Source organism: Arthrobacter sp. AOP36-C1-22 (genome assembly GCF_052377515.1).
GTDB lineage: Bacteria > Actinomycetota > Actinomycetes > Actinomycetales > Micrococcaceae > Arthrobacter_H.
This window is the reverse complement of the sequence record NZ_JBQSWW010000027.1, coordinates 1-15,481: the sequence shown is the minus strand read 5'-3', so window position 1 is coordinate 15,481 and position 15,481 is coordinate 1. Positions and strand designations below refer to the sequence as shown.

Annotated in this window: 12 protein-coding genes and 2 riboswitches; of the genes, 8 read left to right on the top strand and 4 right to left on the bottom strand. The window is 67.1% G+C overall.

Features of this window, described 5'->3' with window-relative positions:
• The first annotated feature begins 154 nt into the window (after positions 1-154).
• Positions 155-253, top strand: a riboswitch (SAM riboswitch).
• A gap of 8 nt (positions 254-261) precedes the next feature.
• The 6 genes from ACT3S6_RS13300 (at position 262) to ACT3S6_RS13275 (ending at position 7,901) form a co-directional block, all read left to right on the top strand.
• Entirely contained in the window at positions 262-1,527 is a 1,266-nt protein-coding gene (locus ACT3S6_RS13300) for an acyl-CoA dehydrogenase family protein (RefSeq protein WP_444555354.1), read from the top strand.
• A complete protein-coding gene (locus ACT3S6_RS13295; protein ID WP_444555353.1) occupies positions 1,524-2,933 on the top strand; it encodes an LLM class flavin-dependent oxidoreductase in 1,410 nt (469 codons plus the stop codon). The genes ACT3S6_RS13300 and ACT3S6_RS13295 overlap by 4 nt, the downstream gene beginning before the upstream one ends.
• A gap of 15 nt (positions 2,934-2,948) precedes the next feature.
• Positions 2,949-3,038, top strand: a riboswitch (SAM riboswitch).
• A 9-nt stretch (positions 3,039-3,047) separates the two neighbouring features.
• A complete protein-coding gene (locus tag ACT3S6_RS13290; RefSeq protein WP_444555352.1) occupies positions 3,048-4,397 on the top strand; it encodes an MFS transporter in 1,350 nt (449 codons plus the stop codon).
• A gap of 8 nt (positions 4,398-4,405) precedes the next feature.
• Positions 4,406-5,671, top strand: a complete 1,266-nt coding sequence (locus tag ACT3S6_RS13285; RefSeq protein ID WP_444555351.1) for an acyl-CoA dehydrogenase family protein — start codon at positions 4,406-4,408, stop codon at positions 5,669-5,671.
• A complete protein-coding gene (locus ACT3S6_RS13280) occupies positions 5,668-7,080 on the top strand; it encodes an LLM class flavin-dependent oxidoreductase (protein ID WP_444555350.1) in 1,413 nt (470 codons plus the stop codon). The genes ACT3S6_RS13285 and ACT3S6_RS13280 overlap by 4 nt, the downstream gene beginning before the upstream one ends.
• 395 nt (positions 7,081-7,475) lie before the next feature.
• The gene (locus ACT3S6_RS13275; RefSeq protein WP_444555370.1) at positions 7,476-7,901 is read left to right on the top strand and encodes a CoA-binding protein; all 426 of its coding nucleotides are present in this window, start codon (positions 7,476-7,478) and stop codon (positions 7,899-7,901) included.
• On the opposite strand, the gene ACT3S6_RS13270 is transcribed toward ACT3S6_RS13275, so the two are convergent.
• Entirely contained in the window at positions 7,898-8,716 is an 819-nt protein-coding gene (locus ACT3S6_RS13270) for a DUF1206 domain-containing protein (protein WP_444555349.1), read from the bottom strand. The two genes, ACT3S6_RS13275 and ACT3S6_RS13270, sit on opposite strands and share 4 nt — an antisense overlap.
• 9 nt (positions 8,717-8,725) lie before the next feature.
• On the bottom strand, positions 8,726-9,958 hold the full coding sequence (locus tag ACT3S6_RS13265; RefSeq protein ID WP_444555348.1) for an MFS transporter: 1,233 nt from the start codon (positions 9,956-9,958) through the stop codon (positions 8,726-8,728).
• 113 nt (positions 9,959-10,071) lie between these two features.
• Between ACT3S6_RS13265 and ACT3S6_RS13260 the strand changes: the two genes are divergently transcribed.
• Complete coding sequence (locus tag ACT3S6_RS13260; protein WP_444555347.1) at positions 10,072-11,556, top strand: mannitol dehydrogenase family protein; 1,485 nt, start codon at positions 10,072-10,074, stop codon at positions 11,554-11,556.
• Positions 11,557-11,591: 35 nt separating this feature from the next.
• Here ACT3S6_RS13260 and ACT3S6_RS13255 read toward each other — a convergent pair whose 3' ends face one another.
• Together ACT3S6_RS13255 and ACT3S6_RS13250 are read right to left on the bottom strand one after the other, a co-directional pair.
• Positions 11,592-12,995: an FGGY family carbohydrate kinase gene (locus ACT3S6_RS13255; protein WP_444555346.1), complete on the bottom strand. Its 1,404-nt coding sequence runs from the start codon at positions 12,993-12,995 to the stop codon at positions 11,592-11,594.
• Positions 12,992-13,954: a sugar-binding transcriptional regulator gene (locus ACT3S6_RS13250; RefSeq protein ID WP_444555345.1), complete on the bottom strand. Its 963-nt coding sequence runs from the start codon at positions 13,952-13,954 to the stop codon at positions 12,992-12,994. The genes ACT3S6_RS13255 and ACT3S6_RS13250 overlap by 4 nt, the downstream gene beginning before the upstream one ends.
• Before the next feature lie 158 nt (positions 13,955-14,112).
• On the opposite strand from ACT3S6_RS13250, the gene ACT3S6_RS13245 reads away from it, so the two are divergent.
• Complete coding sequence (locus ACT3S6_RS13245; protein WP_444555344.1) at positions 14,113-15,480, top strand: ABC transporter substrate-binding protein; 1,368 nt, start codon at positions 14,113-14,115, stop codon at positions 15,478-15,480.
• Position 15,481 lies beyond the last annotated feature (1 nt).

The window sequence follows — 15,481 nt, the reverse complement described above, 5'->3', positions numbered from 1 at the left end:
CTTTCGTGTCCAGAACCCGTGCAAATAACGGAAATATTCGATGTTGCTTGGATTGCCTGGGGCTCGGAACCTGGGCTGAAACACCCCGGAAAAGTGGTTTCCGTTGACTCCAACGGTGGCGCTGAGGGCCCATGATGTGGCCCAATGGAGACAACAACCATCCAGAGCGGCCGAGAGATCTGGCTCGATGACGCCGCAGCAACCCCTTCCCGATCCGTCGGGAGGAAGGTGCTCACGCCGGAACCGATGGAGTGATGTTCTGTGGCTGCCCTGCCGATCGACGAAGCGACCCCGCGACACCTGATCAAACTGACCCCCGGCGTGCCCGCCGACGGACACTACGACGAACTCGCGGCGGTCTTCAGACCCGTGTTCGCCAGCATCGCCGATGGCGCCGCCGACCGAGATGCCCGGCGGATCCTGCCCTTTGAACAGGTCGGCTGGCTCAACCAGGCCCGCTTCGGTGCCCTGCGGGTCCCCCGGGAGGTCGGCGGCTTCGGCGCCTCGCTGGTTGATTCCTTCCGCCTGCTCATCGAGCTGGGGGAGGCCGACTCGCAGATCGCCCAATTGCTGCGGGCCCATATCGGCTTCGTCGAATCGGTGCTGCTGCTCCACGACGAGGCGGTCAAGGCGCGCTGGTTCGCCCGCTTCGTCGCCGGGCAGATCGTCGGCAACGCCTACACCGAGCGCGGCGGCAACGACCTGGGCCACCTGAACACCGCCGTCGAACAGTCCGAGGCCGGCTGGATGCTCACGGGGCAGAAGTACTACTGCACCGGGACGATCTTCGCCGACTGGGTGGCGGTCACCGCCATGGCGCCAGCGGTTGAAGGACGCCACGTCGCGGTGGTGTCCACCCAGCATTCGGGGGTGGTCATCCACGACGATTGGGACGGATTCGGCCAACAGCTCACCGGCACCGGGACCACCGGATTCGCCCGGGTTCCCGTGGATACGCTCCTGGACCCCGAGGTGCTGGACGTCCACCCGGAATCGGCCATCTTCCAGTTGGTACTGCTCGCCGTCCAGGCCGGTATCGCCCGGGCGGTCCTCGCCGACGCCCGCGCCCACACCCAACTGCGTGAACGCGCCTTCACCACCGGAACCGGCGTCCCCTCCCGGCATGAACCCCAGGTCCTGCAGGTCATCGGAGAGATCTCGGCGACCGCCTGTGCCGTGGACGCGATCCTGTTGGCCGCCATCGCCGAACTCGAATCGGTGATCGGCCAACCGGGGCTGAGCCCCGCGGAGCAGTACGCGGTCAGTGAGCTGGCCGCCAACCGGGCCCAGACGAGCATCCAACCACTCGTGCTCGAGGCGACCAGTAAGCTCTTCGACGGCCTCGGCGCCTCGGCGACCTCCACCGCCTGCAATCTGGACCGCCACTGGCGCAACGCGCGCACCATAGCCACCCACAACCCCGCCATGTACAAGTCCCGCATCGTCGGCGACTACGAGGTCAACGCCGCGACGCCGCGCAAACTCGGCGCCGTCGGCGACCTCAAGACCCCTGAAGGAGAAAAATGAGCACCACACCAGCACGCCGCCGGATCCGCCTGAACGCCTTCGACATGAACTGCGTGGTCCACCAATCGCCGGGGCTGTGGCGTCATCCGCAGGACCAGGCGTGGCGCTATAAGGAACTGGGCTACTGGACCGAACTGGCCAAGACGCTGGAGAAGGGGCTGTTCGACGGGATCTTCATCGCGGACGTCTTGGGCACCTACGACGTCTACGGATCCACCAACTCCACCCCGCTCTCCGCCGGCGCCCAGGTCCCGGTCAACGACCCGTTCCTGCTGGTCTCCGCGATGGCTTCCGTCACCGAGAACCTCGGCTTCGGGGTCACCGCCGGAACCGCCTACGAACACCCCTACCCGTTCGCCCGCCGACTGGCGACCCTGGACCACCTGACCAACGGCCGCCTCGGCTGGAACGTGGTGACCGGATACCTGCCCTCGGCAGCCAGGAACATGGGCCAGGAAGACCAGATGGAACACGACGAACGCTACGACCACGCCGATGAGTACCTCGAAGTGGTCTATAAGCTGCTCGAGGGTTCCTGGGAGGACGACGCCGTTCTCCGCGACCGGGAATCGGGGGTCTACACCGACCCGTCGAAGGTCCACGAGATCGGCCACGAGGGCAAGTACTTCAAGGTCCCGGGCATTGCCATCACCGAACCCTCGGTGCAGCGCACCCCGGTCATCTACCAGGCCGGTGCCTCCCCGCGCGGCCTGGAATTCGCGGGGGCGAACGCCGAATCCGTCTTCGTGAATAGTCCGACCAAAGAAATCCTCACCGACACCGTGCGGAGGATCCGGGACAATGTCGAGGCCGCCGGCCGCGACCGCTACGACGTGAAGATCTACACGATGCAGACGATCATCACCGCTGCCACAGACGAGGAGGCGCAGAACAAATACGCCGACTATGCCTCCTACGCCGACATCAACGGGTCGCTGGCCCTGCTCTCGGGCTGGACCGGAATCGACATGTCACAGTACGACCTTGACGACGTGATCGGTGAGGACGTGAAGTCCAATGCCATCCAGTCCTCGGTGGAGACGTTCAAGAAGGCCTCCGGGGATGACGGCAAACCGTGGACCATCCGCCAGTTGGCCGAATGGATCGGCGTCGGCGGTTTCGGCCCGGTCACCGTCGGTGACGGGGCCCAGGTCGCCGCGAAGCTCGTCGAATGGGTCGAGGACACCGACGTGGACGGCTTCAACATCGCCTACGCCATCACCCCGGGCACGTTCGAGGACGTCGTCGAATTCGTCATCCCCGAACTGCAGGCCCTGGGTGCCTACCCCACCGAATACGCGCCGGGGACCCTGCGCCAGAAGCTCTTCGGCGCCGGGGACCGGGTCAAGGACAGCCACCGGGCCGCCGACTACCGGCTCGCGGGAGCACAACTGGCCACCAGCTAGCAGCACCTACGAGAACCACCATCCAGAGCGGACGAGAGACCTGGCTCGTTGACTCCGCAGCAACCACCCGTTTCGGGCAGGTGCTTCCGCCGGGACCGATGGAAAGGAACCACCATGACCACCACCACGCCCACCCCGCCAACCCGCAGGATGCGTTCACGCGTCGCCGTCGCCAGCTTCATCGGCACCACGATCGAGGGCTACGACTTCGTGCTCTACGGGCTCGCCGCGGCGACTGTCTTCGGCCCGCTGTTCTTCGCACCGGCCGACCCGTTGGTCGGGACCATGGCGGCCTTCGCCACCTATGCCGTCGGGTTCATCGCCCGCCCCATTGGTGGGCTTCTTGGAGGGCACTACGGGGATCGGATCGGACGCAAGACCGTGCTGGTTGCCTCCCTGCTGCTGACCGGTATCGCCACCACGGCGATCGGTTTGCTGCCCACCCACGACACTGCCGGATGGATTGCCCCGGCGCTACTGCTGATCCTGCGCGTGGCCCAGGGCATCGGCTACGGTGCCGAATGGGCGGGAGCCGCCCTGATGACCGTCGAACACGCCGCCCCCGGACGCCGCGGACTGACCAGCAGCGCCACCCAAATCGGCCCGAGCGCGGGCATGCTGTTGGCCACGGCGGTGCTGTTGGGACTGGAATCAGCCCTGCCGGATGCCGCCTATCTGGCCTGGGGATGGCGGCTGCCGTTCCTGGCGAGCATCCTGCTGGTCGTCGTCGGTCTGGTGGTGCGGCTGAGGATCGAGGACAGCGCCTCCTTCAAACAGGTGGTTCAAACGCAGCAGGTCTCCCGCCGCCCGGTGCTGGAATCGCTGCGCACCCATCCCCGCCAAGTCGCCCTGACCACCGGGCTGCGCATCGCCCAGAACGCGTTCTACTACGTCTACACGGTCTTCATCCTGACCTACCTGGCCCAGGGCGGAATCAGCCGCGAAACCGGGTTGCAGGCCATTCTCATCGCCTCCGCCCTCGGACTGGTCACCGTCCCGTTCTGGGGCTGGGTATCGGACAGGATCGGGCGCCGGCGCACCTACCTCTTCGGCGGGATATTCAGCATCCTGGTTGCCCTGATCGCCTTCCCGCTGCTCGATACCGGCAGCTTCGTGCTGATCGTGCTGACCGTCGTGCTGGGCATGAACATCGGCCACGACGCGATGTATGGGCCGCAGGCGGCGTTCTTCTCCGAGCTCTTCGACACCCGGGTCCGCTTTTCCGGGGTGTCCATCGGCTATCAGATCGGTTCAGTCCTGGGCGGTGGCCTGGCCCCGCTGGTGGCCACCGCGCTGCTGGCCGCCGGCGGCGGCAGCCCGATCTGGGTCATCGCCTACTTCGTTGCGGTCGGCGCGCTCACCGTCGTCACCACCCTGCTTTCCCCCGAAACCAGTGCGCGGGATCTGGACGCACGCCAAGACGCCTGCCCCGTCTCCGAGCCCGAACATACCCTCGTCAGTTAGGAACGACCATGAGTGAAACCACCACCACCCCACCGGCCTTCGACACCCCCGTGCCGGAGGGCTCCGAAGCCCGCTATCTTGCCCTGGCCGCACGCTTCCGCCCCGTCTTCGACGCCATCGCCGTCGACGCCGTCGCCCGCGAACAGGACCATGTGCTTCCCTTCGAACAAGTCGGGTGCCTCCAGGAGGCCGGTTTCACCACCTTGCGGGTGCCGGCCGAATACGGCGGGAACCCGGTGAACCATGAACACCTGTTCCGGCTGCTGGTGGAATTGGCTGCCGCCGATTCCAACGTGGCCCATCTGCTGCGATCACATTTTTCCTTCGTCGAAACCATCGCCTTGCAGCCGCGGGACTTCCGCAACACCTGGTTCCCGCGGGTGCTGGCCGGGCAGATCTTCGGCAATGCGGCCACCGAACGCGGTGGCAACGCCCTGGGCACCACGGCAACGAAACTGAGCGAGCACGACGGCGGATGGGTCCTCAACGGTGCGAAGTACTACACCACCGGCAGCATCTTCGCCGACTGGGTGGTCGTGATGGCCAGCACCGAAGGTGTCGAAGGCCGGCAGTACGCCGTCGTTCCGGTCGGGGCCGACGGGGTGACCATCCACGATGACTGGGACGGCTTCGGCCAACCGTTGACCGGCACCGGAACCGCGATCTTCGACAACGTGGCCGTCGAGTCTGCAAACATCATTTCCCGCAAGGTCACCAGCACGCTGGAACCGGCGTTCTTCCAACTGGTCCTGCTGGCCGTGCTGGCCGGGATCGGCCGGGCCGCCCTGTGCGACGCCTCCGAACTCGTCGCCGCCCGCACCCGCACGTTCAATACCGGCTCCGGCGGACTCTTCCGCGATGACGCACAGATCCAGGAACACGTCGGCACCCTCGCCGCACGGGTCTATGCCGCCGAAGCAGTGGTTGCTGCAGCGGCCCGCGACCTGGACGCCGCCGTCGATCCGGCTGTGGCCCTGGACACGGAAGCGGCGTTCCTGCGCGCGGAAATCGCCGTGCAGAAAGCCCAGGTGACTGTCCCGCCGCTGGTCCTCGATGCCGCAGGGGCCCTTTTCGACGTGACCGGGGCCTCCGCCACCAGCCGCGGAAAATCCTTGGACCGGCACTGGCGCAACGCCCGCACCGTGGCCACCCACAACCCGGCGGCCTTCAAGGCCCGCTCCGTCGGTGACTTCCATATCAACGCCACCATCCCCATCGGCCTGAACAGCATCGGCGAAGCCACCACGACTCCGAAGGACACCACCCGAGCATGAGCACCAACCAACGCCCGCGCCTGCTGCTGAGCGCCTTTTTGATGAACACCCCCAGCCATATCCTGGGAGGCCAGTGGCGCCACCCCGAGGCGCAACAGCACCGCTATAACGAACTCGGACTCTGGGTGGATCTGGCCCGCCAACTCGAGGACGCAAAATTCGATGCCCTGTTCTTCGCCGACGTGGCGGGCCTCTACGGCAACCATGAGGGCGGGTGGGCCTCCCTGGTGGAGAAGGGTCTCCAGGTTCCCTCCAATGACCCTCTGGTGCTGGCCTCCGCGCTGGCCGCGACGACCTCTCAGATCGGCTTGGCGCTGACCAGCTCGGTGGTGCAGTCCGACCCGTTCCAGATGGCCCGCCAGTTCTCCACCCTGGACCACCTTTCGGGTGGCCGGGTGGCCTGGAACATCGTGACCAGCGTGTTGGAGAACTCCCACCGCAACTTCGGGGCGACGGGCCTGGCCGCCCACGCGGACCGCTATGACTGGGCCGAGGAGTACGTGGCGGCGGTCTATAAGTTGTGGGAAGGCTCCTGGGCGGATGGGGCTGTGCTGGCCGATAAGCAGACCGGTCGCTATGCCGATCCGGCCCGGGTGAATAAGATCCACCACCAGGGCCCGCGCTATTCGATCGAAGGCCCGCATTTGTCCTCGCCGAGCCCGCAGCGCACCCCGTTCCTCTTCCAGGCCGGCAGCTCACCGCGAGGCAAGGCCTTCGCTGCCACCCATGCCGAGGCCACGTTCCTGTTCGCCCCGACCACCGACTACGTGCGCAAACAAGCCACGGCCATCCGGGCGCTGGAGGCCGAAGCGGGCAGGTCACCGGGGGACGCGAAGATCTTCGCAGGACTGTCCTTCGTGGTGGGCAGCACCGAGGCCGAGGTCCGGCGCAAGGAGGCGGAGTACGACGACTACCTGGACCCCCACGCCCTGATCGCCCATATCGGCGGGGGCATCGGCGTGGACCTGGGGGGCCTGGACCTGGACACCCCGCTGGGCGATATCGAAACCGAAGGGGCCCGCGGAATCCTCGAAGCGGTCATCGCCTCGGTGCCCGGCGGAAAGCCGACCGTGGGGGATCTGGCCCGCTCGCGGGCGAAAGCACAACAGATCTCGGGGACCCCCGAACAAATCGTCGACGAACTCGAGCGCTGGCAGGACGCCGGGATCGACGGGATCAACATCGTCAACCAGATACTTCCCGGCTCCTATACCGACTTCATCGAGGGGGTCCTGCCGGAGTTGCGGGCCCGCGGTCTGGCCCAAAGCGAGTACGCGCCCGGCACCCTGCGGGAAAAGGTCTTCGGCCGGGGCGCCACTCTGGAAGACAACCACCCGGCCGCCGTCTACCGGGGAGCTTTCTCCGGTTGCTCGGCAGCGGCCACGCAGCAGGCAACCCCGGTGGGCTGACGGGCGTCGACGGGCCTTGTAGGGTGGTGGCCATGACGGAACCAGCACCGCAGAACCAACCGTCCGATGCCGAGCTGGCAGGGATCCCCGATCTGGAGATCCCCGCAGCCGATATCCCGGAGGCCGATATTGCCGATGTCGACATCCCCGCGGCACCGGTCCGTCCGCCGTCCACCCCCGGGGAATCGGCACCGCCAGGTCTCGACCTTGCGGGGACCGGCCGTCGCGGAGCCGTCGTTGAACCGGAGGTTCCCGAGGTCGAAGGACCACCGTTGGGCACCACCGATCCGCAGCTGCGCACCACTGAGCCGGTCCTGAACGTGTCCGATCCGGTGCTTTCCGAACCGGTGCTGCGCGAGCCGGTACTCGGTGATGGCGGGACCGACGGTCCACAGCTGCGCCAGCACCACATCAACGATCCGGACACCATCCGGCGTCTGCTCACCACCCCGGCCCGTTGGGCCATCGTCGGTCTGTCCAATAATCCGATGCGAGCCGCCGTCGGGGTGGCGCGGATCGTGCGTGATGACCTGGGCATGGACATCGTCCCGGTCTCGCTGAAGGGGGACACCGTCCACGGGGAGCGGGGCTACACCCGGCTCGACGAGATCCCCGGGACCATCGACGTCGTGGACTGCTTCGTGAACTCGCAGCGGGTCGGAGCGGTCGTGGACCAGGCCATCGAGATCGGCGCGAAGGCCGTATGGCTGCAGGTCGGGGTCGTCGATGAGGCCGCTGCGGCCCGCGCCACGGCTGCCGGGCTGGATGTGGTCATGGATGCCTGCCCGGCGATCGAGCGGCGCAACCTGATGCGCTCCTAGAGCCCGGCACCCTGTTTCATCTCGTCATAGCGCGAGCGCATGAACAAGAAGAGGGCGTAGGCCAGCAGGCCGACGGCGATCGCGATGAGGGCGAAGGACCCGAACGGCTGATCGCGCACTGCCTTCAGGGCCCCGTCCAGTCCGGTGGAGTCCTCGGGGTCGTGTTGTGCCGTGGAGACGACGATCAGCAGTCCCAGCGCGGCCAGAGTCAGCCCCTTGGCCACGTAACCCGCGGTGCCCAGGATCATCAGGGTGCGCTGCACCGTGGGGCTGGAGGGCCGGCGCAGGCTCTTGGTGAACTTTCTGGCCACGCCGGAGTAGATGAAGTAGATCCCGACGCCGATGACGACCAGACCGGCGATGATCAGGGCGACGCTTCCGGCGGGTGAGGACATCAGGGTGGCCGAAATGGACGTGCTCTGTTGGGAGGAGTCCTTTCCGGCGCCGAGGGCGTAGCTGCCGAACGTGGTGCCGATGGCCGCGAAGACGACGCCGGTGCCCGCCTGTTTAACGATGAAGCCGGCACCCTTGTGGCTGGGAACGACGGCCTGGGTCAGGCTCCAGATTGCCAGCAGGAGGCAGCCCAGGAAGCAGAGCCAGATCAGGATCCCGCCCCCGGGTTGCGCGGAGAGTGCCCTCATGGCGCCCGACTGGTCGGCGTCCCCGCCACGCGCCAAGGCCACGTTCAACGCCAGGAGGCCCAGCATGCCGTGCAGCACCCCGTTGGCCACGTAGCCGAGTCGGGCCGCGCGTTCGAACCACTCGCTGCGAGCTGCCTTGCGGGCTTCTGCGGCCGCCTTCTCGGTGTTCTTCATCCCCTGAGCCTAGGCCGAAGGAGCCGCCCGTTGGCGCATGAGCGCCAGAGGCAGAGTGGCCAGCGAGATTCCGGCGGCCACCAACAGGGCGATGGGGAAGGACAGCCCTGCGGCCAGGGCTCCCACGAGCACCGATCCCAGACCGGTTCCGGCATCAAAGCCCATGTTCCAGACGGCGCTCGCCGTCCCGTACTGGGAGGGCCTCACCGCCGAGAGGGAGAGCAGCAACGTGAGGTTCTGCAGGCCTCCGTAGGTGATGCCGATGATCGTCATGGCCACCAGCAGCAGGGGGACGCGGGTCGCGTCGGGATCCTTCACGGCCCAGGCTGCAAGCACGAGCCCGATGGCGGTGAGCAGGACCAGCGGCCACAGGAAGGCCTTCGTCCCGTGCCGGTCGGCCCAGGCGCCCAGACGCCACCGGCTGAGGGCCGCGGTCGCGGTGAGCAGGGCCAGTCCCCCGGTCGTCGCGGCGGGCGAGGAGCTCATCTGCGGGACGAAGGTGATCAGTGCCCCACCGGCGAGGGTGACGGCCAGCAGCAGGAGCATGGGACGGAGCAGTCCGCCCGGAAGCCGGGGGGCCCGTCGCTTCCCGGTCGTCGTGTTCTCCTCGGCCGGGGTCGCCGGGGCCGGGCGGCGACGGGATTGCTCGGCTTCGCGTTCACGTAGGGCCAGCGCCAGTCGCGGGGCCGCCACGATGCCCAGCAGCGGCAGGGTCCCCAGGGCGAAGACCGTCCAGAAGCCGATCGTGTCGGCCAACCAGGGTCCTGCAGGCAGCAGGAGCAGTTGGGGTACTGCGATCGCCGCGCCGTAGGCGCCGATGGCGGCACCATGCCTCGCCGGTGCCACCAGGTGGGCCACCGCCGCGGAACCGGTGACCGTCAGGATCCCGAACCCCACCCCACGGATCAGTGACAGGGCCAGGATCCAGCCGAGCTGGTCGGAGAGGAGCATGAGCAGGGACGGTCCGCCGAGCAGCAGCAGGCCGGCAGCCAGAACGCGACCAGTGCCCAGACGCTGGAGCAGCCGGGGGACGAACCCCTGGGTCAGGACGGTGGTCAGCAGCAGTGCGCCATTGACCAGGCCGGATCCGGCCTCGTCGGCGCCGCCGCGGACGGCCCACAGCGGGGCCATGGGTAGCAGGGCGGCGAATCCGGCGAATCCGGCGGCCGTCAGGGACAGCAATGCCGGCATTCCGGGGGCGCGCCACACCGAATTACCGCGGGAAGGATCTGAGCTGTTCACGAAGCCCCACCCTAGCAAGTGGGCCACCCTTCACTCGTATGCTCATTTGAGTATGGTGAGATGCTCATATGTTATGCTCTTGATTGTTAGCTACATCACGATCGGAGCACATCATGACTCGTCTGAATGCCGGGGCCCTGCCCGTACTGAAGGACCCGGTCTCCGTGCCCGGGTATCCGTTGGGGCAACGACGGATCGGCATCGTGCATTTCGGCGTCGGAGGATTCCACCGGGCCCACCAGGCGATGTATCTCGACGCGCTGATGAACGCGGGTCAGGACCTGGACTGGGCCATCTGCGGGGTTGGGCTCATGCCCCACGACCAGCGCATGCGCGATGTCATGTCCGACCAGGACGGGCTGTATACCTTGGTGGCCAAGGCCCCCGACGGAACCCGTGATGCCCGGGTCATCGGTTCCATCGCCCGTTACCTTTATGCCCCGGACGAACCCGAGCTGGTCCTGGAGCAGCTCACCGACCCGATGGTGCGGATCGTGTCGCTCACCGTGACCGAGGGCGGCTACAACTACAACCCCTCCACCGGGGAATTTGATGCCACCACCCCAGCCGTCGCCGCGGATCTGGCCGAGGGGGCCGTGCCAACCACCACGTTCGGGTTCGTCACCGAGGCCCTGCGTCGCCGCCGAGCCGCCGGGATCGAACCGTTCACGGTGATGAGTTGTGACAACATCCAAGGCAACGGGCATCTGGCCGCGAAGGTCTTCACCACCTTTGCCCGGTTGAAGGATCCGGAGCTCGGGGCGTGGGTGGCCGAGCAGGTGCCCTTCCCGAACTCCATGGTCGATCGGATCACCCCGGTCACCACCGAGGCCGACCGGGCTGCCATTGCCGCCGAATACGGGGTTCAAGACGCCTGGCCGGTGGTCTGCGAGGACTTCATTCAATGGGTCCTGGAGGACAGTTTCCCCACCGGGCGCCCCGACTGGGGGTCGGTAGGAGTCCAGCTGGTCGACGACGTCGAACCCTATGAGCTGATGAAACTGCGCCTGCTCAACTGCAGCCACCAGGGCATCGCCTACCTCGGTTATCTAGCGGGCTACCGCTTCGCCCACGAGGCCTGCTCCGACCCGCTGCTCGTCGAGTTCCTCCTCGCCTATATGGAACGCGAAGCCACCCCCACCCTCCAGCCCGTGCCGGGGATCGATCTGGACGCGTACCGGCACGAACTCATCGAACGGTTTGCCAACGAACAGGTCCAGGACACCCTGGCCCGTCTGGCCGCCGAATCCTCCGACCGGATCCCCACCTGGCTGGTCCCCGTGATCCGTGCGAACCTGTCCGACGGCGGTGCGGTGCGCCTCAGCGCCGCGATCGTCGCCTCCTGGGCCCGCTACGCCCGCGGCGTGGACGAGGCCGGGCAACCCATCGAGGTCGTGGACCGGCTCCGCGACCGGGTCCTGGCGGCGGCGGCCGCCCAGGATCAGGACCCGTTGGCGTTCCTGCGCGACCGGGAACTCTTTGGCGATCTGGCCGACCAGGAGGAGTTCACCCGGCCCTACCTGGAGGCGCTGGCCATCCTGGACGACGGCGGGGCGCTGGCTTTGTTGCGCACCTTGCGCGCGGATGGCTGGACGTAGGACTCCAACTCCCTGCTACTGCCTCGACGAGGGGCCTACACCCCGTAGAGGCGGGTGCGTTCGGTGGCGTAGAGGTTGCGGGATTGCGCGCCCCAGCCGGCTCCGGAGGGGCTGAGTCGGGTCTCGATCCGGCGTTCGAAGGCAGGAAGTTCGCCCGTCGCTGACCACACCGCCTGGCGGGCGGCCCCGAGTGCCACGTATTCGCCGGCTTCCAGGACGTCCACGTCGATTCCCAGCAGTTCGGGGGCCACCGCCCGCAAGGATGCCGAGCGGGCGCCACCGCCGATCAGTAGGGCCCGTTGGGCCGGTCGGGACACCTCGGAGAGGGCTTCGGCGGCATCGGCCAACGAGTTCATCACGGCCAGGACGGAGGATCGGGCCAGATTCTCCCGGGTCAACGAGGCCCGGCTCATTCCGGTCAGGCTCCCGGTGGCTCCCGGAAGGTTTGGCGTGCGTTCGCCATCGAAATAGGGCATGAGGTTCAGTCCTCCGGCCAACGGGTCCCCACAGGAGGCGAGCTGGTCGAATTCAGCCAGCCCAACGCCGAGCAGTTCGGCGGTGGTGGCCATCACCCGGGCCGAATTGATCACCGCGAGCAAGGGGAGGTAGCCGCCGGTGGCGTCGGCGAATCCGGCCACCGCCCCCGTGGGGTCCGCGGTGGGGCGATCCGGCACGGAGGCGAAAACGGTGCCCGAGGTGCCGATGGACACCGCAATTTCCCTGGATTGCAGCCCCAGGCCCAGGGCGGCTGCGGCATTATCGCCGGCGCCCGCCGAGACGACCGCCCCGTCGGCCCCGAACTCGGGCAGGAGTTGGCCGCCGACGGCGTCCGGGGCGATCACCTCGGGTAGCTCGGGGGTGCGACCGAAATATTCGGTCAGCAGTTCGGGGAGGTATCCGGTAGCAGGGTGGTAATAGGCGGTGCCGCTGGTATCGGAGCGATCCGTGAACCAGCTGCCCGTGAGCACGTGGTTCAGATAATCGTGGGGCAGCACCACGCGGTGCACCCGTGCCGCGGCTTCGGGCTCGTTCCGAGCCAGCCAGGCCAGCTTCGTCAGGGTGAAGGAGGCCACCGGCACCGATCCGACCTCCCGGGCCCAGAAATCGGCCCCGTGGTCGCAGACCATGGCCGCGGCCTGGGGAGCGCTGCGGGTGTCGTTCCACAACAGCGCATCGAAGACCGGTTCCCCGGCCACGTCCAGGGCGACCATGCCGTGTTGTTGGGCGGCCAGCCCGACGCCGATGACCGTACCCGCCCCCGCCGGGTCTGCTTCTTTCCAGGCGCGGTGCAGGGCGGCGGCCCAGATCCGCGGATCGATGCTGGTCCCATCGGGGTGGGCCACCTTGGCCGAGCGCAATTCGGCCCCGGTGGCAGCATCCAGGACCAGCACCTTGCAGGACTGGGTCGAGGAATCAATGCCGACGACGACGTCGCTCATGCTGGATCCTCCGTCGCGGTTGCTTCAATCAGGTCAAGTTCCGTGGCCAGGGCGTGGGCCAGTGATGGGCCGAGGACCAAATGGTTCACGATTCCGGCGGCCACCGCAGCGCGGACCCCCGCGACACCGTCCGGGCTGGGGGCGACCATCACGACTTGCGGGGTGGCTTTCAGCTGGGCCAGCGAGACGGCGATGACACAATCATCGACCCCTGCCGCGGCCGCTGAACCGTCGGCGGCCAGCAGTCGGCCCGAGCATTCGGCGACGGTGCCCGCCGCGGTGGCGGCCTGACGCTGGGTGGGGGAGAGGCGTTCATAGACGGTTGACTTCCCGGGGACCCAATCGCCCAGGGCGACGACGGCGACATCGAGGTCCTCTGCCGCCTTCAGGGCGTCGGAGATCTCCGGCTGGCGGCGCAGACTCGCTGCCGTCTCGGCCGTTTCAAGGATGAGCGGGGCCGGCAGGGGCCAGGTCCGGCCACCGGCTGCTGCCCCGAGCCGATGGATCAGCGCCCCCGAACCGCTGCCGCCGGTGACCGTGATGGAGCCGGCGAGCTGGACGACGTCACAACCGGGCAGTGTTGGCAGGTGGCCGGCCATGGCCTGCAAGGTGCGCGACCAGGAGACCCCCAGTCGGCACCCCTCGGTGACGACCCCGGCGACGACTGCTGCTGCCGCACGGGCCAGTCGGTCGCGTTCGTCGAGGGCTCCCGTCGGGGTCGGAGCGATGGTCACCGACGTGATGCCCAGGGCGCGGGCCAGTTCCGCTTCTTCGACGGGTACGGCTGCAGGGCGACGGATGGTGATCTGCACGATGCCTTCGTGGCGTGCCTCATCAAGATAGCGGGCGACCTGGAAGCGGGAGATCCCGTGGGTTTTGGCGATCTCGACCTTCGAGGTGTTTTCGAGGTAGTACTCGCTGGCGATCTGCGCCAACATTTCCTCGTGCCGTTCGGGCATGGGGTGGATTCCTTCGTTTAGGTCGGCACTCCCTCGGGTCCGACTCATGTGAGTTGAATGTCTTGCTCAAATGATCTTATATGACTAGAGTCACATAACAAATGAGCACTTGATGGTTATCACATGAGCGAAGCGGTCGCTCGAGCGAGGAGCAGATAATGGCGATACGGGATTTTCCCCTCAGCCGCCGGGGATTCATGGGCGCCGGGATCGGTGCCGTGGCCGCTGCGGGGCTCAGCGCCTGCTCGGGACAGGCGACGGCGGGTGGGAAGACCAGCCTGATCGTGGCCATCGTCTCCAACCCGCAGATGAACGACGCGATCTCCTTGATGGATGACTTCCGGTCCAAGCATCCGGGCATCGACGTCCGCTTCGTTTCGCTTCCGGAAAACGAGGCCCGCGCGAAGATCACCGCCTCCGTCGCCACCGAAGGCGGGGAGTTCGACGTCGTGATGATCTCCAACTACGAGACTCCGATGTGGGCCGAGAACGGGTGGATCACCGATCTGGGTCCCTATATGGAACAGACCCAGGGCTACGACGCCCAGGATTTCATTCCGACCATCCGTGAGTCGCTCACCCATCAGGGAAGCCAGTACTCGGTCCCGTTCTACGGGGAGTCCTCGTTCGTGGTCTACCGCGAAGACCTCTTCGAGAAAGCGGGGCTGAGCATGCCCGAACAACCGACCTGGGAACAGATCCGCGGATTCGCGAAGGAACTGCACGCGCCGCAGAAGGGCTTCTCGGGGATCTGCCTGCGCGGGCTGGCCGGATGGGGCGAAGTGATGGCGCCGCTGGACACCGTCATCAACACCTACGGCGGGCGCTGGTTCGACGAGGACTGGAACGCCACCCTGGACAGCCCCGAGGTCCATGAGGCGGTGGCCGGATATGTCGACCTGGTCCGCAGCTACGGCCAACCCGGGGCGGCGACCTCGGGGTACGGCGACTGCATCACCCGGTTCTCCCAGGGCAACGCGGCCATGTGGTACGACGCCACGGCGATGGTCTCCTCCATCGAGGACCCGTCCTCGTCGAAGGTCACCGGAAAGACCAACTATGCCCTGGCGCCGGTGAAGGAGACCGAGTCGGCCGGCTGGCTCTACACCTGGGCGCTGGCCATCCCGCAAACCAGCCGGAAGAAGCAGGCCGCATGGGACTTCATCGCCTGGATGACCAATAAGGACTACCTGAAGCTGGTCGGCAACTCCATCGGCTGGGAACGGTTGCCCCCGGGCAGCCGCAAATCCACCTACGAGATTCCCGAATACGCCTCGATCGCCGAGGACTACGCGACACCGACGCTGAAGGCCATGGGCAATGCCACCCAGGACAAATCCATGATCCATCCGGTGCCCTACACCGGACTGCAGTTCGTGGGGATCCCAGAATTCCAGGACCTCGGCACCCGGGTGGCGCAGCAGATCTCCGCCTCCATCGCCGGCAGCCAAAGCGTCGAGGACGCGCTGCGCCAATCGCAGGACTTCGCGGCCACCGTGGCCCGGACCTACCAGAAGAAGGGCTAGG

Coding starts and splice junctions, on each gene's coding strand:
- ACT3S6_RS13280 (WP_444555350.1), top strand. CDS start 5,668: ATGAGCACCAACCAACGCCCGCGCCTGCTGCTGAGCGCCTTTTTGATG.
- ACT3S6_RS13260 (WP_444555347.1), top strand. CDS start 10,072: ATGACTCGTCTGAATGCCGGGGCCCTGCCCGTACTGAAGGACCCGGTC.
- ACT3S6_RS13250 (WP_444555345.1), bottom strand. CDS start 13,954: ATGCCCGAACGGCACGAGGAAATGTTGGCGCAGATCGCCAGCGAGTAC.
- ACT3S6_RS13295 (WP_444555353.1), top strand. CDS start 1,524: ATGAGCACCACACCAGCACGCCGCCGGATCCGCCTGAACGCCTTCGAC.
- ACT3S6_RS13290 (WP_444555352.1), top strand. CDS start 3,048: ATGACCACCACCACGCCCACCCCGCCAACCCGCAGGATGCGTTCACGC.
- ACT3S6_RS13285 (WP_444555351.1), top strand. CDS start 4,406: ATGAGTGAAACCACCACCACCCCACCGGCCTTCGACACCCCCGTGCCG.
- ACT3S6_RS13255 (WP_444555346.1), bottom strand. CDS start 12,995: ATGAGCGACGTCGTCGTCGGCATTGATTCCTCGACCCAGTCCTGCAAG.
- ACT3S6_RS13270 (WP_444555349.1), bottom strand. CDS start 8,716: ATGAAGAACACCGAGAAGGCGGCCGCAGAAGCCCGCAAGGCAGCTCGC.
- ACT3S6_RS13245 (WP_444555344.1), top strand. CDS start 14,113: ATGGCGATACGGGATTTTCCCCTCAGCCGCCGGGGATTCATGGGCGCC.